The following is a 15557-nucleotide window of genomic DNA, read 5'->3' as shown; positions in this document are numbered from 1 at the left end:
ATGAAAACATTACCCGGCCATTTTCCGAAAATGAAGTTTCGGAGAAAAACACGGTTCCGGCGCAGATTGAGTTCCGCGGCGTCACTAAGATGTATGGGGCGGTCGCTGCGGTCAAGAACTTGTCACTTGCAGTCCGTCGCGGCGAGTTCTTGACTATTCTCGGTCCAAGCGGTTCGGGCAAGACCACAGTGCTGATGCTGCTCGCCGGGTTCGTAGCGCCTACAAAGGGAGACATCCTCATTGCTGGTAAGTCGGTTGCTTCAGTGCCGTCTTACCGGCGCGACCAGGGCATCGTCTTCCAGAGCTATGCGCTGTTTCCGCACCTCACGGTGCGCCGCAACCTCGAATTTCCGCTCGAAATGCGCGGCATGAAGGCCTCCGACCGGGCAGTACAGGTCGATCGAATGCTTGAGCGTGTCCACCTCAAAGAGTTCGGCGGCCGTGTGCCATCCCAACTGAGCGGTGGGCAACAACAGCGCGTGGCGCTTTCCCGAGCCCTGATCGCCGATCCGCCGCTTCTCCTGCTCGACGAGCCTTTGGGGGCCCTCGACCGCAACCTTCGCGAGCAGATGCAAGGCGAGATTAAAAGCCTGCACCGGGAGTTTGGCAAAACAACCATCTGCGTCACGCACGACCAGGAGGAGGCGCTCACGCTATCGGACCGAATCGTCGTCATGCGCGCCGGGGAAATCGAGCAGACCGATACACCGGAGGCTCTCTATGACCGGCCCGCGACACAATTCGTGGCGAACTTTATGGGCGAGGCTAATGCCCTCGAGAATTGCGGGTTCAAAGTCGAATCCGATGCCGCGCCGCCCTTGGGCACTGTCGCGATGCTCCGGCCGGAGCGTATCTGCGTTGCCGCTCGGGGGGCTCAAAGGCGAGCCGACGCGGACCAAAGACAATTTGTCACTGGCGTTGTCGAAGACATGATTTATGCTGGCCCGTTGCGGAAATACCAAGTGCGCGCCGGGGACAGTGTGCTTATCGTTCGCGAGCACGTGGCTGCGGGCCAACAGATCTTCCGACCTGGCGATGAGGTACGCCTCGACTGGCTGCGGTCCGACGTTCGCTTTGTCACGGCGTGAGGTTCTGATGAAGACGCTTCGGGAATTTGGCCGAATGCCCATCGCTCTCACTGGGCCGGCCCTTGCCGTGCTTCTCGTGGTATTCGGCATACCAATTGTTCAACTCTTCCTGACCAGCTTTAACGCACCGGCTTTTTCGACTGGCAACTATAAGGCGTTCTTCGGCCAGCCGGCAAATGTGCGCGTTCTCTTCCAGACCATCGAGATTAGTGTAGTAGCCACGGCTATCTGCCTCCTTATCGGCTATCCCACGGCCTATCTGATCGTGGCCGCCTCGAAACGGCTACGCATGGCGCTCATTGTGCTCGTCCTGGTGCCCTATCTGACCAGTGGACTGGTCGTGACCTATGCGTGGATCGTGATCCTTGGCGATGGCGGTCTGATAAACAATCTGCTGGTTGACCACGGCCTTATTTCCAGTCCGCTGCCACTTATCTACAACCGCATGGCCGTCTATATCGGAATGGTGCACATCATGCTGCCTATGATGATCTTGCCTCTGGTCAGTGCCATGATGGGCATCGACAAATCACTGATGGCGGCGGCTCGCAGCATGGGCGCGCGACCGGCCACAGCTTTCTGGCGCGTTTTCTTCCCTCTCAGCATGCCGGGCGTGCGCAGCGGCTGCCTGTTGGTTTTTGTGGTCTGCCTCGGCTTCTACATCGCGCCAGCCGCACTCGGCGGGTTGGGAGACGCCATGCTATCGACCTTCATTGCGTCGCAGGTCCGTAGCTCTTTCGACATGGGACGCGTCGCTGCCTCGGCCTTTGTCCTCCTGGCAGTCGCCATCGTCGTGCTCTCGATGGTCGGGCTCGATCTCTCAGGTACATCGCGCCGCACGGCGCAACCATCGCTGAAGTCATGGCACCGTCTCGGTGAGTTTTTTATTTCCTATCGGGCGAAGCGCTGGATAGCACAGCTCTACCGCGCAGGTGGCGACGGTCGCTGGCCGCAGCTAGTCGGCATAATGTTTCTCGCGCTCGTTATGTTCTACCTACTGTTTCCAGAGGTTCTTGTCGTCATCATGTCCTTCAGTGCTGGGAAGTATTTGCAATTCCCTCCGTCAGGTTTTTCGCTGCAGTGGTATGAATCCTTCTTTGGCGATCCGTCATGGTACGCCGCCGCCTGGATGAGCATCCAGATCGGCTTTATGGTTGTCATCCTGTCGACCATCATCGGCACGCTTGCAGCCTTCGGGCTTAACCGCGCCCTTCCGCGCCTGCGCAGCTTCCTGACAATGGCGATGCTGACGCCGATCACCTTTCCGGTTATCGTCGTCGGCATAGCGACCTATCTCGGGCTGCTCAAACTCGGGTTGCTCGGTTCGATGACCGGCATTGTCCTGGCGCATACCATCGGCGCTATCGGCTATGTCCTCGTAATCGTATCGGCGTCGCTGGCGAATTTCGACCCGCAGCTGGAGCAGGCAGCTATGAGCATGCGGGCTGGGCCACTGCAGACCTTCATGAGGGTGACGCTGCCGCTGATTCGGCCGGGTATAATCGGCGGCGCTGTGTTCGCGTTCCTTCACTCCTTTGATGAGGTCGTCATTACATCTTTGGTAGGAGGGATCTCGATGCGCACCCTGCCGCTAAAGATGTGGGAAGATATTCGCCACCAAATCGACCCTACCATTGCCGCAGTAGCGACGCTGTTTATCCTTTTGCCCCTGGTCGTTTTGATGATCCTCTTCGTTGCGGGGTGGAGATCGACCCTGGGCCTTCAGCGCGCGCGTCCAGTACCAGCGGCTTGACACGGGCTTCAGTGTCAGAGGTGGGTAGCCTCGTTTTGTAGGGTGAAACCGCTCTTGGCGGCGATCTAACCCTCGTGGCGACCTGCATCGCAGATCCCTGTCCTTAAATGCCCGCGATGGGTTGGTCACATGCAAGATGCCTGCGCTAGGGCCTGGCAAAGCGTCGAATAGCGGTCCACCTTTCGAGGAGCCAACTCAACGCCAGCGCATCCCATGGGCCACGTCTTCTGTCATCTGAAAACGCGATGGTACCGTTCGCGACTCTATGTTGGCGCATCCAACGCCAAGTGGCGCATACCTTAGGGGCAGTGTTCCAGCTGCATCCGCCCCGTCAACGCAGAGTGAAGTGTAGTGCATATAAGAGACGTCCTCTCGCCTGGTATTGAGGCATTTTTCTGTGACGACCCGATTGCTATCCGGACCGGCCTGACTCAGGACGAAGTTCATCTATGTTGGTGAATTGGTAACGACCGAGTTCACATGCATCCGCGTTTTCTATGAACTGTCTTTGAAGCTCCGGAAGGGACAGCACGGAATGCCAAACCTCTTCGAATCTGACTCCCAGGATCGCGCCGTCACAAGACATGGACGCGCAATACTACCCTTCCTCAACTACGACACACGACGCTTCCCTTTCCCGGCATCGCAATCTCCGAACCCTTCCGTATCTTCGAGCAAGGTGCGGAAGCCTTCTGCAGGTTCGCCCGCCTCCTCTTCGTCAAAATAAGGGAACCGTATGCCCGGCTATTCGGTTTTTTCCATCCTACGCAATGGCCTTTCCGGCGACAGGTACTGGCGGCGCGCCTGGCGCGCACCCAATCCGAAGCCGGCCTATGATGTTGTGATTGTGGGCGGCGGCGGGCACGGCTTGGCGGCCGCTTTCTATCTCGCCGAGAACCACGGCATCCGCAACGTCGCCGTGCTGGAGAAGGGCTATGTCGGCGGCGGCAATGTCGGCCGAAACACCACGGTAATCCGCTCCAACTACCTGCTCGACGGCAACACCCAGTTTTACGAATTCTCTATGAAGCTCTGGGAAGGCATGTCGCAGGCGCTGAATTTCAACGTCATGTTCTCGCAGCGAGGCATGCTCATCACGGCCCATTCGGCCGACCAGCTCGATAGCTTCGGCTTCCGCGCCAACATCATGCGGCTGAACGGCATCGACGCCGACATTCTCCACCGAGATGAGGTGCGGCGGCTCGTCCCCTACCTCGATTTCTCCGATAAGGCGCGTGCCCCGATCCATGGCGCGATCTTCCAAGGTCGCGCCGGCACGGCACGTCACGACGCGGTGGCCTGGGGCTACGCGCGCGCCGCCGACGCCCATGGAGTCGACATCATCCAGGGCTGCGAGGTGACGGGTTTCGTTCGTGACGGCGAGCGCATCGTTGGAGTTGATACGAAGAGGGGCCGGATCCAGGCCGGGAAAGTAGGGCTTGCAGTGGCGGGTCACACCTCGCTGCTCGGCCGGAAGGCGGGCCTTGAACTGCCGATCGAGAGCCATGTCTTGCAGGCTTTTGTCACAGAGCCGATCAAGCCCCTGGTCCACCACATCGTGGCCCACGGGACCGAGCATTTCTACGTTAGCCAATCCGACAAGGGTGGGCTGGTGTTCGGCGGCGGGCTGGACGGCTACAATTCCTATGCCCAACGCGGCAATCTTGGCATGGTACGTGAAGTCGCGGAGGCAGCGGTCGCGCTGATGCCCTGCATTTCCCGCCTGCGCATTCTGCGCCACTGGGGCGGGGTGATGGACATGACGCCGGACGGCAGCCCTATCATCTGCCCTACGCCAATCGACGGGCTCTACCTAAACGGTGGCTGGTGCTATGGCGGCTTCAAGGCCACCCCGGCCTCAGGATGGTGCTTCGCGCATACCATCGCCACCGGAAAGGCGCATCCGCTGAGCGCCGGCTACAGCCTGGACCGTTTCCGCACCGGCCGCACGATGGACGAGGCCGGCATCGGGCCGTTCGCCTGGCTGCAATAACCGAGAGACCCAAGACCATGCTACGCATCGAATGTCCCTACTGCGGTCCGCGCGACCACGACGAGTTCCGCTACGGCGGTGACGCGTCGGTCATCCGTCCTGTCCACGACGACGCGGATTTCGAGGCTTGGTACCGATACGTCTTCGTGCGCGAGAACCCGGCCGGACCGCATCGCGAGTATTGGCAGCACGTGATAGGGTGCCGTCAATGGTTGGTGGTCGGGCGCGATACACGCAACCATGAGATCGCCTCAGTCCGCTCCGCGCGGGAGGCACGCGCATGAGGCGGCTTCACGAAGGCGGCCGGATCGACCGATCGCGACCGATGGAATTCATCTTTGACGGCAGGGCTTTAGCTGGGTACCGAGGCGATACGCTCGCTTCGGCGCTACTGGCGAACGGATTCGGCCTGGTCGGCCGCAGCTTCAAGTACCACCGGCCCCGCGGGATCTATTCTGCAGGGCCGGAGGAGCCGAATGCGCTCGTGACGGTGGGGGCGAGGGGGCGCCGCGAGCCGAACCTACCAGCTACCACGGTGGAACTGGCCGACGGGCTGGTTGCCGAGAGCCAGAACCGCTGGCCGTCGTTGAAGTTCGACATCCAAAGCGTGAACGGACTGTTCGCGCCTTTTCTGTCGGCCGGTTTTTACTACAAGACTTTCATGGGCCCGACGCGGCGGGCATGGATGGTCTATGAGCATTTCATCCGCAATGCCGCCGGGCTCGGCCGAGCGGGCGAGGAGCCAGATCCGGATCGGTACGAGGTGCGCAATCTCTTCGCCGATGTGGCCGTGATCGGGGCCGGACCTGCGGGGCTTTCAGCGGCACTGGCGGCGGGCGAGGCGGGCGCCAAGGTGGTCCTCGTAGAGCAGGATTTTTTGGCTGGCGGTACGCTTTTGTCGGAGCCGGCGGACGGCGAGGCCCGGGCTTGGCTTTCCGTAACGCTCGCACGGCTCGCCCACATGCCGAATGTTTCGATGATGACGCGCACCACCGCGTTTGGTGCCTATGACAGCAATGTGCTCGGGCTCGTGGAGCGGCACGGCTCAGGAACCGCCGATCCGGCAAAAGGCGAGGCGCGCCAGATGGTCGCGCTTTTGCGCGCGAAAACGATGGTCTACGCTACGGGCTCGATCGAGCGGCCGCTTACCTTCGCCAACAATGACCGGCCCGGCATCATGCTGGCCTCCGCGGCGCGGACCTATCTGAACCGCTTTGCCGTACTTGCGGGTACGAGGGTGATGGTCGCAACCGACAACGACAGCGCCTATTCCGCAGCCTTTGATCTTGCGGCAGCCGGGGCCGAAGTGACGATAGCCGACAGCCGCGCGGAACCGACACATGAACGATTGGAACAGTCGCGCCACTGGGGCATTGCCGTCCGTAGGAAGTCGCTAATCTCCAATGCTTTGGGGCGTCATGCCGTACGCGCTGTTACGCTTTCCGAACCGGGCGGTACGATTACCTTGAAATGCGACCTGGTCGTGGTCTCGGGCGGTTGGTCGCCGACGGTGCATCTGACCTCCCATCTTGGGGTAAGGCCCGTATATCGCGAGGACATAAAGGATTTCGTTCCCGGAAAGCTCGGAGCGGGGCAGTTCGTCGCCGGCGCCGTGACAGGAGGCTTCATCACAGCCGGTGCCATCGAGGAGGGGCATCGTGCGGGGGCCGAAGCAGCTGCGTTCTGCGGCGCAACGAAATCAGTCCAGCCGCCCTTCAGCCTCGATCTTGCTGAGATCAACGCGGGACCTAATGGTAGCCATTTCGTCACCTCGCCTCGCTCGGGACCTCTCCCCCACTTCGTGGAGGGAAAGGACGGTAGCCCTGCCAGACGGCCGCAGGATTCTCTCCCCACTCGATCGGGTGAGAGATGGTTCGGGAACCGAAAGGCGGAACTTACCAAAGGCAAGGCCTTCATCGACCTGCAGATGGACGTAACCGTCAGTGACGTCGCGCTGGCGCACCGTGAGGGATACGAGTCGGTCGAACATCTGAAGCGATATACGACGCTCGGAATGGGCGCCGACCAGGGCAAGACAAGCAATGTCATCGCGATTTCCGCCATGGCCGGTCTGCGCGGGATGGCGGTTCCGGACGTTGGCACGACTACATTTCGGCCTCCCTATACCCCAGTCGCCGTCGGAGCGCTGGCTGGGCGCAGCCAGCGCCATCTTTACAAGCCGTTCCGGCGCACGCCAATGCATGACTGGCATGTCGCTAACGGCGCGCAGATGCTGGAGACGGGCGTCTGGATGCGGCCCTCGTTTTACCTTGCTTCCGGCCGCGATGTTGACCAGGCCTATCCCGCCGAAATGCGAATGGTACGCGAGGCGGCCGGCCTGATGGACATTTCCACGCTAGGGAAGATCGACGTCCAGGGGCCGGACGCGGCTGAATTCCTCGACCGAGTCTATGTTAACGGTTTTGCCAAGCTGCCGATCGGCCGCGCGCGCTACGGCATCATGCTGCGCGACGACGGCATCGTCTTCGATGATGGCACAACGATGCGGCTCAGCGAGCGGCATTTTTTTATGACGACATCGACCGCGAAGGCCGCGGACGTGATGTCCCGGCTCGAATTCCTGCTCGATACCGCCTGGCCGGGCCTGCGTGTTTCGGTAACTTCGGTCACCGACGAATGGGCGGCGATGTCCGTGGCCGGTCCAACGAGTCGGGAAATCCTCGCCGCCGCGTTCCCCGATCTGAACGTTTCCAATGAAGCGTTGCCGCATATGGGTTTTCTTGAAGGTCGATATAGGGACAAGCCCCTGCGCATCATTCGTCTCAGCTTTTCGGGCGAGCGGGCTTACGAGATCTATACCGGTGCTAGCGTCGGCAAGGAAATGTGGTGCCGGTTGATCGAGGCCGGCACGCCTTTCGGCCAAAAGCCTTACGGGGTCGAGGCTCTGGGCGCCTTGCGCGTCGAGAAAGGCCATGTCGCTGGGCCGGAGATCGACGGCAGGACGACGCTCGACGACCTCGGACTCAGCCGCATGGCGGGTAAGCGCAGCGGCTATGTAGGCGATGTGCTTGGCCGCCGTGAAGCTCTCAGTGACCCGGCGAGGCCGCGGCTGGTCGGACTACGCTGCCTTGAGCCGGGCAAGAGGTTGAGCGGAGGCGCTATTCTATTCAGGCCTGGCGAGCGGATGCACGGCCATGGTCTCGGCCGGATCACCTCGGTGACCTACAGCCCCACGCTCGACGCCTCGGTTGGGCTCGCTTTGATTGCCCGAAATGCCGCGGAGGAGGGCGCTGAGATCGTCGCTGCCTATCCCATGAAGGGCCAGACGGTTCGAGCCCGGATAGTCTCGCCTATTTTCCTCGACCCGAAGGGTGAGCGACTCCATGGCTGATGGTTCGAACATGGGCGGGTTTGAGATGGCGGCCTATGACTGCTCGATCCTGCAATTCGAGGGTTGGGACGGCGCAATGGCAAAATTTGAGGTGGTACTGAATAGGATACTGGGCGAGCCTTTGCCGAACAAGGTCGGCGACACTGCTCGTCATGACGATAGGCTCGTCATTCGGATCGCGCCGCGCCGGTTTTGGCTGCTTTGCGACGGCCCGCCGCCTGTGATCGACGTCGACGCGGAATTCGGCTGCACACTCCCGCTCGACGAGGGCAGGATTCGGCTCCGGCTGTCTGGCAGGGGCCTCAAACAGGTGCTGGAGCGGTGTGTCGCGGCGGATTGGGAGACACTGGGAGATGGACGGGCAATCCAGACGGGCCTCGATCATATGCCGGTGCTGCTGCTGCGCAGGAGCGGGTTCGAATGCGACCTCCTTGTCCCGCGCAGCCTTAGCAAGGGGCTGATGGATTGGATTGCCGACGCCTCCGCATCGGACCGGTACCTGACTCCCTCGAACGGGTCGACCTAGGCTGCCCACTTAGCCAAGTACGATCGGATTCAAAGGCGCACTTGAAGAAAGCAAAACCAATTGATCGCCTCCTGCGATCGACATTTACCAAGATAGGAGAAAGCTGCTCATGCCCACCTCTAGGCAACAGGAACGCGTACCTGCATTTAGTCAGCAGGAATACCGCGAGCGCACTGCTCGGCTGCGAAAGCAAATGGCGGCGCGCGGAATGGATGCGCTGCTTGTCATGAACGAGAATAATATGAACTACCTCACCGGCTATGATGGATACTCGGAGTACGTTCCGCAGCTCGCTCTCGTGTGTCAAGACGATGAAGACCCGTGGCTGATTTTGCGCGAAATGGACACTTTGTGTGCAACACCCACCTCCTACCTGCCGGAATCACGCATTCTCAGTTATCCCGAGAAATACATTGGTTCGAGCCAGCTAACGGCATGGGAGCCGATTGGCGATCTAATCCGCGAGCGCACCAAGTCTAGCCGAATCGGGGTCGAACTGACGGCCAAGACGTTTGGAGTGAAGGACCATGCCGCCCTCGGTAACAGCTTGGATTCATCGAAGTTCATCGATGCCGATGGAATGCTTGGTAAACTAAAGACGGTAAAATCACCAGCTGAGCTTGCCTACATGGAGCAGGCCGGAAAGATTGTGGACAGGGCCATGCAGGTGGGCCGGCTCGAGATCGCTCCTGGCGCACGCGAATGCGACGTGGGCGGCGCCATAGTTAATGCTTTGGTCAAGGGCACTCCGGAAATCCCGGGCGGTGTTTGCGCCTTTCCAACTATGCCGGTTGGCGCTCCCGCCAATGCGCCGCATCTTTCGTGGTCTGACGCGAGCTATAAGATGGGCTGTCAGACTAACTTCGAGATTGGCGCCTTCCGACACCGCTATGCCTGCGCCTTGTCCCGGACGGTATTTTTGGGCGAGCCAACCGCTCGCGCGCGGCACCTACATCAAGCCGCTTTGGACGGCTTTCTCGCGCAGGTCGAAACGATACGGCCTGGAGTTGCGTGCTCTGAAGTTTCGCAAGCGTTCCAGCGCGCCTTTAAACCATACGGCGTGCGGAAGGAATCCAGAAGCGGCTACTCCATCGGCCACGGTTGGGTCGACGGCGGAATCAGCTTCCAGGTGGACGACGACACCGTGATTGAACCTAACATGACCTTCCACGTTCTCATCGGTATTTTTGAGAAGGATGACGGCTACGTCTTCAGTGAGACTGTCCGAGTGACTGAGAACGGCGCGAAGTCGCTAAGCAATATGTCACGCGATTTGTTGGTAAATTGCTGACTTTAAGCATAGCGATTCAGCGTAACGGCGATACGTACCCGGCGAACAGCACCACAAGGCTCATCGAGACGGGCGAGCGCCAAATCCTCGAACAGGCGAGGCACGCGCGCATAGAGCACGGAATGATCGAGCCGTGCTGCTTGCCGGCCGAAGGCGCAGGCCAGCCACGACTTGCCGGTTCCGGTCTGGCCGGTGACGATCAGGTTCTCATGCGCTTTCAGCCATTCGCCCTGGGCGAGCGCCATGGTGCCGCGCCGGTCAAGCCCCGCGTGGCGCGGCAAAGTCGATGTCCCCTCGATACAGGCTTCGGGAAAGCGCAGCCTGGCTGAGGCGAGCCGGTGCCGGACGCGCTTGTGATCAGACTGGCCGGCGTGGTGTTGGCCTAGCGCTGGTGCGCCTTGGGCATGTGTTCATTGACGGTGACGTGGCCGGAACGCTGCGAGCGACGCGCATGGCTGGCGACACGCTGGTGATCGTGGAAGATCTCGACCACTCGATGAGTGAGCCGCACCTCGACGGTGCGCCCGATCGGCCGGTGCGGCACCGAGTAGAAGGTCTTGTCGACCTCGACATGGTAGTCAGGATGGATCTTCGCCGACTTCCACTCGGCGTATTCGAACGGTGCCGCCGGCAGCGGCTTCAAGGCAGCCCGCTCGATCTCCTCGAACAGTTCGCGGCGGCTTTGGCCGACATGGCGCATCGGCCGATTGTTCAGATCCTCGAGCAGTTCGCGATCGCCGCGTTGAGCTCGGCGATCGAGACGTTGGCTCGAACCACAGCGCCTTGACGACACCGGCCTTCAGGTTGTCCCACACGATCGCTCTGGTGACACCGCCGAAGAAGGCGAGCGCTCGCACCTGGCCCTCGATCCAGTCCGGCAGCTTTTGGCTGGAGCTGGCAAAAGGCGAAGGCCAGGTTGGAGGCGGCCAGCACCGCGACAAAAATCTGCCGGGTAAATGGCGCCGGTCGCCGGATCGATCACCGGCACCGTCTGCCCGGCATAGTCCGTCTGCATCACCGCGCCCGCCGCACGCTGGTTGCGGAATGTCGCGCTCGTCCGGGGCTCGAAAGCGGCGAAATGCTCGCAGAACCAGGTGTAGCCGTAGCCGTCGGGATGGGCGGCGCGATACTCCTGCCACAGGAGCGTCAGCGTCACCCCTTGCGCTTCAACTCCCTGGCGATCAGTGCAAAGTCCGGTTCGCTCGGGCCTTGCGGTCGACGACCGGCAAGGCCGAACAGCAGCCGCTCAAGCGTAGCGTCGTCGTGGCCCGGCGGCAGCGGCCAGCATGACAGCCCGGCCTCCCTCGCCCGCAGCAAATAGGTCGATAGTGTCGTCTTGCTGATCTTCAGCCGTTCCGACACCTTAGGCACCGAAAGACCCTGCTCATGGGTCAGGCGCAAGATCGCTTGGATATCCCACACACGCTCGTTCGTCTCGCTTGCTTCCGTCTCGGCATGGCCCCTCTCAACGTCATCGTGAGAGGCCAAAATGCCAGAACAGCGGTCCCGAAAAACTGGAGAGCACCCCTAGATGTTTGATCCCAGGCTTTGATGGAGCATCCTTGTCGTCCGAATCAAAGGATGCGCTGTGGGCCAGGTTCTTCACGGGAGCGCCACGACGACAGAGGCGATCCGTCGAGCGATAGAACATAGTCAAGCGAGCCTGAGGGCGCTGGCCAAGCGCTACGGGATCAACCAGAAGACGGTCGCAAAGTGGAAGAAGCGGGCTTCGGTCGCGGACGTTCCGACTGGCCCGAAGGAGCCGAGATCGACCGTGCTTTCCGTGGAGGAAGAGGCGGTCATCGTCGCCTTCCGACGCTATACGCTGCTACCGTTGGACGATTGTCTCTATGCGTTGCAGCCGACAATCCCGCACCTGACGCGATCCTCTCTGCACCGCTGCCTGCAGCGTCATGGCATCGGCCGATTGCCGGATGTCGAGGGCGACAAGCCGGCGAAGCGGAAGTTCAAGAGCTACCCGATCGGCTACTTCCACAACATCGCAGAGGTCCGCACCGAACAGGGTAAGCTGCACATGTTCGTGGCGATCGACCGAACCTCGAAGTTCGCTTTCGTCGAACTGCACGAGAAGGCGACGACCGCCGTCTCGAGGGAGTTCCTGCTACGTCTGATCGAGGCGGTTCCTTACAAAATCCACACCGTACTCACCGACAACGGCATCCAGTTCACGACGCCCGGCGCCAGCGGTTCGGCCGTGCCGCTGATCAGGGAAGCCATCGCAAACGGCGAACTCTTCCGGGCACATGCCATCGAATACGCCTGCGCCACGAACGACATCGAGCACCGCACGACCAAGGCCAAACATCCATGGACCAATGGCCAGGTCGAGAGGATGAACCGAACCATCAAGGATGCGACGGTCAAGCGCTTCTACTACCAGAGCCACGACCAGCTCCGTCGCCATCTCGCCGACTTCGTCACCGCCTACAATTTCGGCCGCAGGCTCAAGACCCTCAAAGGCCTCACACCCTATGAGTTCATCTGCAAGGCGTGGCTTTCCCAGCCGGAACGGTTTTCGCTCAACCCGCTCCAGCAAATGCCGGGACTAAACACCTAGACTGCTTGGGCTACTTCTTGCTGGCGGACCGCCCGGGGCGGAAGCCCTAGCTGTGCTCGGAGAACGCCGGTTCGATTGCGGCAGGGCTTGCTGCATCCGCCTGTCGACGGCCGCGCCGACCCGCGCGCTTCTCTTGTTGACCTTCAGCAGCAACTTAGGTCATGAATCGGCCGACCGAGACCATGACCCGTTCGCCAACGCACCGGTTGCGAACAAAGATGTTGCAGTCGTCCGCGTAGCGGCAAGAGCGGAGGCCGACGTCGGACCAGTCCCCTGTCGAGGTCGTCGGGCAGGAGGGCGAGAGCGGACCGCCCTTGCGAAATTTCCTGTCCACCGACGGACCAAGCCGTCCTCCATCAACTCGGCCTTGAGCAATGCTGGATGAGTTTGAGCACACGCTTGTTCTCCAGCTTCAACTCGAACAGATCGACCAAATAGGTGTAGCCCCGGTATGTAGCATTGCGCGGAGCGGAAGTTCCCTCGGCTTCAGCGTCCCATAAGAGCGAGCGGCGCATCGTGCCAACGGCTCTCGACAAGTTCAAGTCGCTGATTGGGGACATAATTCGAGTCGCGATGAGCACGGTGTCGAACTGAAAGGGTCTACCAGGCCGACACTCGCCTGCCCCGACTGTGCCTACGGGTAGGTCCGAATGCGACGGAAGCTGATGCCTTCCCATTTCCCGTCCTAGACGGGCCGTTGTGGAGGGGTGGCGGGTGATGTGTACTCGCGGGAGAGTGGCTCGACAGACCCCTTATCGGCAGACGATACAATCTCCAACACGCCTTGGTAGCTTACTGTCACAATAAATTGACATACCAATGAAAACCTTCACAAATATTCTCTTTAACTGCGGTGCAATATATGCGAATAATCATGGTGGAACAAAAGCTCTTTGGATAACAGTGGTAAAAGGAAAAAATACGTGGCTGACAATCTTAAAGGAAACGCATCGCTGACGGAAATCAGATTATACTTCAGTGAAGATTATCTATATTTTGGAGACGTAATAAACCCCCCCAGAAAAAGTGACAATCAAACGGAGTTAATTTGGAATCTCCTTTCTCTCGTGAAGGGAAACGCAGTTCTCGAACTGGGATGTGGCTATGGGCGAATTGCCAACCGATTAGCGGAAAAAGGAGCGCATGTAGCCGGGCTTGATATCTCACCGATCTTGCTAAAAAAGGCCCAAGCGGATGCAGCTGAACTCGGAGTAAATGTGGAGTATGCTGTGGGCGACATGCGCTCACTTCCCTGGCGAGATCGATTCGACGCAGTTTTTCTTTGGTACACGACCTTTGGCTATTTCGATGACACGGATAATGAGAGAGTTCTTCGTGAAGCCGCTTCGTCCCTTCGAAAGGGCGGGCGTCTGTTAATCGATAACCCCAATCGAATCGAGTCTCTGCGTCATAAGTATTCTATGTGTGACGTTGCACAGCGCAACGACGATGTACGAATCGATATATTTAACAACGATGTGCTAAGTGATCGCGAGCACCTCGAAAGAATTGTCGTCCGCGATGGACGCGTTAGACGAACTCACCTTTCTTACAGGCAGTATGGGTTTTCTGAATATGTTCGCATGTTGCGAAGCGCGGGATTCGTTTCTGTGGAAGCTTATGGGGAGGAAGGTGAACCGTTTACATCCGAGAGCTCGCGCCTCCTGGTTGTCGCACGCAAATAATGTAAGCGGGATAATCTAGATGAACTGATGAGATTGTTCTTGCTGGCCTGCACTTGATTGCAATTGACATTTACCAAGATAGGAGAAAGCTGCTCATGCCCACCTCTAGGCAACAGGAACGCGTACCTGCATTTAGTCAGCAGGAATACCGCGAGCGCACTGCTCGGCTGCGAAAGCAAATGGCGGCGCGCGGAATGGATGCGCTGCTTGTCATGAACGAGAATAATATGAACTACCTCACCGGCTATGATGGATACTCGGAGTACGTTCCGCAGCTCGCTCTCGTGTGTCAAGACGATGAAGACCCGTGGCTGATTTTGCGCGAAATGGACACTTTGTGTGCAACACCCACCTCCTACCTGCCGGAATCACGCATTCTCAGTTATCCCGAGAAATACATTGGTTCGAGCCAGCTAACGGCATGGGAGCCGATTGGCGATCTAATCCGCGAGCGCACCAAGTCTAGCCGAATCGGGGTCGAACTGACGGCCAAGACGTTTGGAGTGAAGGACCATGCCGCCCTCGGTAACAGCTTGGATTCATCGAAGTTCATCGATGCCGATGGAATGCTTGGTAAACTAAAGACGGTAAAATCACCAGCTGAGCTTGCCTACATGGAGCAGGCCGGAAAGATTGTGGACAGGGCCATGCAGGTGGGCCGGCTCGAGATCGCTCCTGGCGCACGCGAATGCGACGTGGGCGCCGCCATAGTTAATGCTTTGGTCAAGGGCACTCCGGAAATCCCGGGCGGTGTTTGCGCCTTTCCAACTATGCCGGTTGGCGCTCCCGCCAATGCGCCGCATCTTTCGTGGTCTGACGCGAGCTATAAGATGGGCTGTCAGACTAACTTCGAGATTGGCGCCTTCCGACACCGCTATGCCTGCGCCTTGTCCCGGACGCTATTTTTGGGCGAGCCAACCGCTCGCGCGCGGCACCTCCATCCAGCCGCTTTGGACGGCTTTCTCGCGCAGGTCGAAACGATACGGCCTGGAGTTGCGTGCTCTGAAGTTTCGCAAGCGTTCCAGCGCGCCTTTAAACCATACGGCGTGCGGAAGGAATCCAGAAGCGGCTACTCCATCGGCCACGGTTGGGTCGACGGCGGAATCAGCTTCCAGGTGGACGACGACACCGTGATTGAACCTAACATGACCTTCCACGTTCTCATCGGTATTTTTGAGAAGGATGACGGCTACGTCTTCAGTGAGACTGTCCGAGTGACTGAGAACGGCGCGAAGTCGCTAAGCAATATGTCACGCGATTTGTTGGTAAATTGCTGACTTTAAGCATAGCG

At 59.6% G+C, this 15557-nt stretch carries 10 protein-coding genes and 2 pseudogenes; 10 read left to right on the top strand and 2 right to left on the bottom strand.

From position 1 onward, the window contains the following. Positions 1 to 89: 89 nt before the first annotated feature. From EOA49_RS04225 to EOA49_RS04195, 7 genes are all read left to right on the top strand, one after another. A complete protein-coding gene (locus EOA49_RS04225) occupies positions 90 to 1088 on the top strand; it encodes an ABC transporter ATP-binding protein (protein WP_189523705.1) in 999 nt (332 codons plus the stop codon). A gap of 7 nt (positions 1089 to 1095) precedes the next feature. Then, a complete protein-coding gene (locus tag EOA49_RS04220) occupies positions 1096 to 2841 on the top strand; it encodes an ABC transporter permease subunit (RefSeq protein ID WP_127239358.1) in 1746 nt (581 codons plus the stop codon). Positions 2842 to 3577: 736 nt separating this feature from the next. Further along, positions 3578 to 4834: a sarcosine oxidase subunit beta family protein gene (locus tag EOA49_RS04215; RefSeq protein ID WP_127239357.1), complete on the top strand. Its 1257-nt coding sequence runs from the start codon at positions 3578 to 3580 to the stop codon at positions 4832 to 4834. Between the two features lie 17 nt (positions 4835 to 4851). Beyond that, the gene (locus EOA49_RS04210) at positions 4852 to 5118 is read left to right on the top strand and encodes a sarcosine oxidase subunit delta (protein WP_127239356.1); all 267 of its coding nucleotides are present in this window, start codon (positions 4852 to 4854) and stop codon (positions 5116 to 5118) included. Further along, positions 5115 to 8186 (top strand): sarcosine oxidase subunit alpha family protein, encoded by a 3072-nt coding sequence (locus EOA49_RS04205; RefSeq protein ID WP_127239355.1) that lies wholly within the window; start codon positions 5115 to 5117, stop codon positions 8184 to 8186. Before EOA49_RS04210 ends, EOA49_RS04205 begins: the two co-directional genes overlap by 4 nt. Beyond that, a complete protein-coding gene (locus EOA49_RS04200) occupies positions 8179 to 8712 on the top strand; it encodes a sarcosine oxidase subunit gamma (protein ID WP_127239354.1) in 534 nt (177 codons plus the stop codon). Before EOA49_RS04205 ends, EOA49_RS04200 begins: the two co-directional genes overlap by 8 nt. Before the next feature lie 109 nt (positions 8713 to 8821). Further along, the gene (locus EOA49_RS04195) at positions 8822 to 10003 is read left to right on the top strand and encodes a Xaa-Pro peptidase family protein (protein ID WP_127243068.1); all 1182 of its coding nucleotides are present in this window, start codon (positions 8822 to 8824) and stop codon (positions 10001 to 10003) included. Positions 10004 to 10005: 2 nt separating this feature from the next. On the opposite strand, the pseudogene EOA49_RS04190 reads toward EOA49_RS04195, so the two are convergent. Together EOA49_RS04190 and EOA49_RS04185 are read right to left on the bottom strand one after the other, a co-directional pair. After that, positions 10006 to 10356, bottom strand: a pseudogene (locus tag EOA49_RS04190) (ATP-binding protein); the annotation flags it as partial. 32 nt (positions 10357 to 10388) lie between these two features. Continuing rightward, positions 10389 to 11460, bottom strand: a pseudogene (locus EOA49_RS04185) (IS21 family transposase); the annotation flags it as partial. Between the two features lie 131 nt (positions 11461 to 11591). Here EOA49_RS04185 and EOA49_RS04180 point away from each other — a divergent pair. The 3 genes from EOA49_RS04180 to EOA49_RS04170 all read left to right on the top strand — a co-directional run bounded on the left by EOA49_RS04180 (position 11592) and on the right by EOA49_RS04170 (position 15543). Next, positions 11592 to 12581: an IS481 family transposase gene (locus EOA49_RS04180; protein ID WP_127239351.1), complete on the top strand. Its 990-nt coding sequence runs from the start codon at positions 11592 to 11594 to the stop codon at positions 12579 to 12581. 923 nt (positions 12582 to 13504) lie between these two features. Continuing rightward, entirely contained in the window at positions 13505 to 14266 is a 762-nt protein-coding gene (locus tag EOA49_RS04175; RefSeq protein WP_164746625.1) for a class I SAM-dependent methyltransferase, read from the top strand. A 95-nt stretch (positions 14267 to 14361) separates the two neighbouring features. Next, on the top strand, positions 14362 to 15543 hold the full coding sequence (locus EOA49_RS04170) for a Xaa-Pro peptidase family protein (protein WP_127243067.1): 1182 nt from the start codon (positions 14362 to 14364) through the stop codon (positions 15541 to 15543). Positions 15544 to 15557: the final 14 nt, after the last annotated feature.

It is taken from the genome of Mesorhizobium sp. M1A.F.Ca.IN.020.04.1.1, assembly GCF_003997315.1.
In the GTDB taxonomy this organism is placed as follows: Bacteria; Pseudomonadota; Alphaproteobacteria; order Rhizobiales; family Rhizobiaceae; genus Mesorhizobium.
This window is presented reverse-complemented; position numbering and strand designations above follow the sequence as displayed.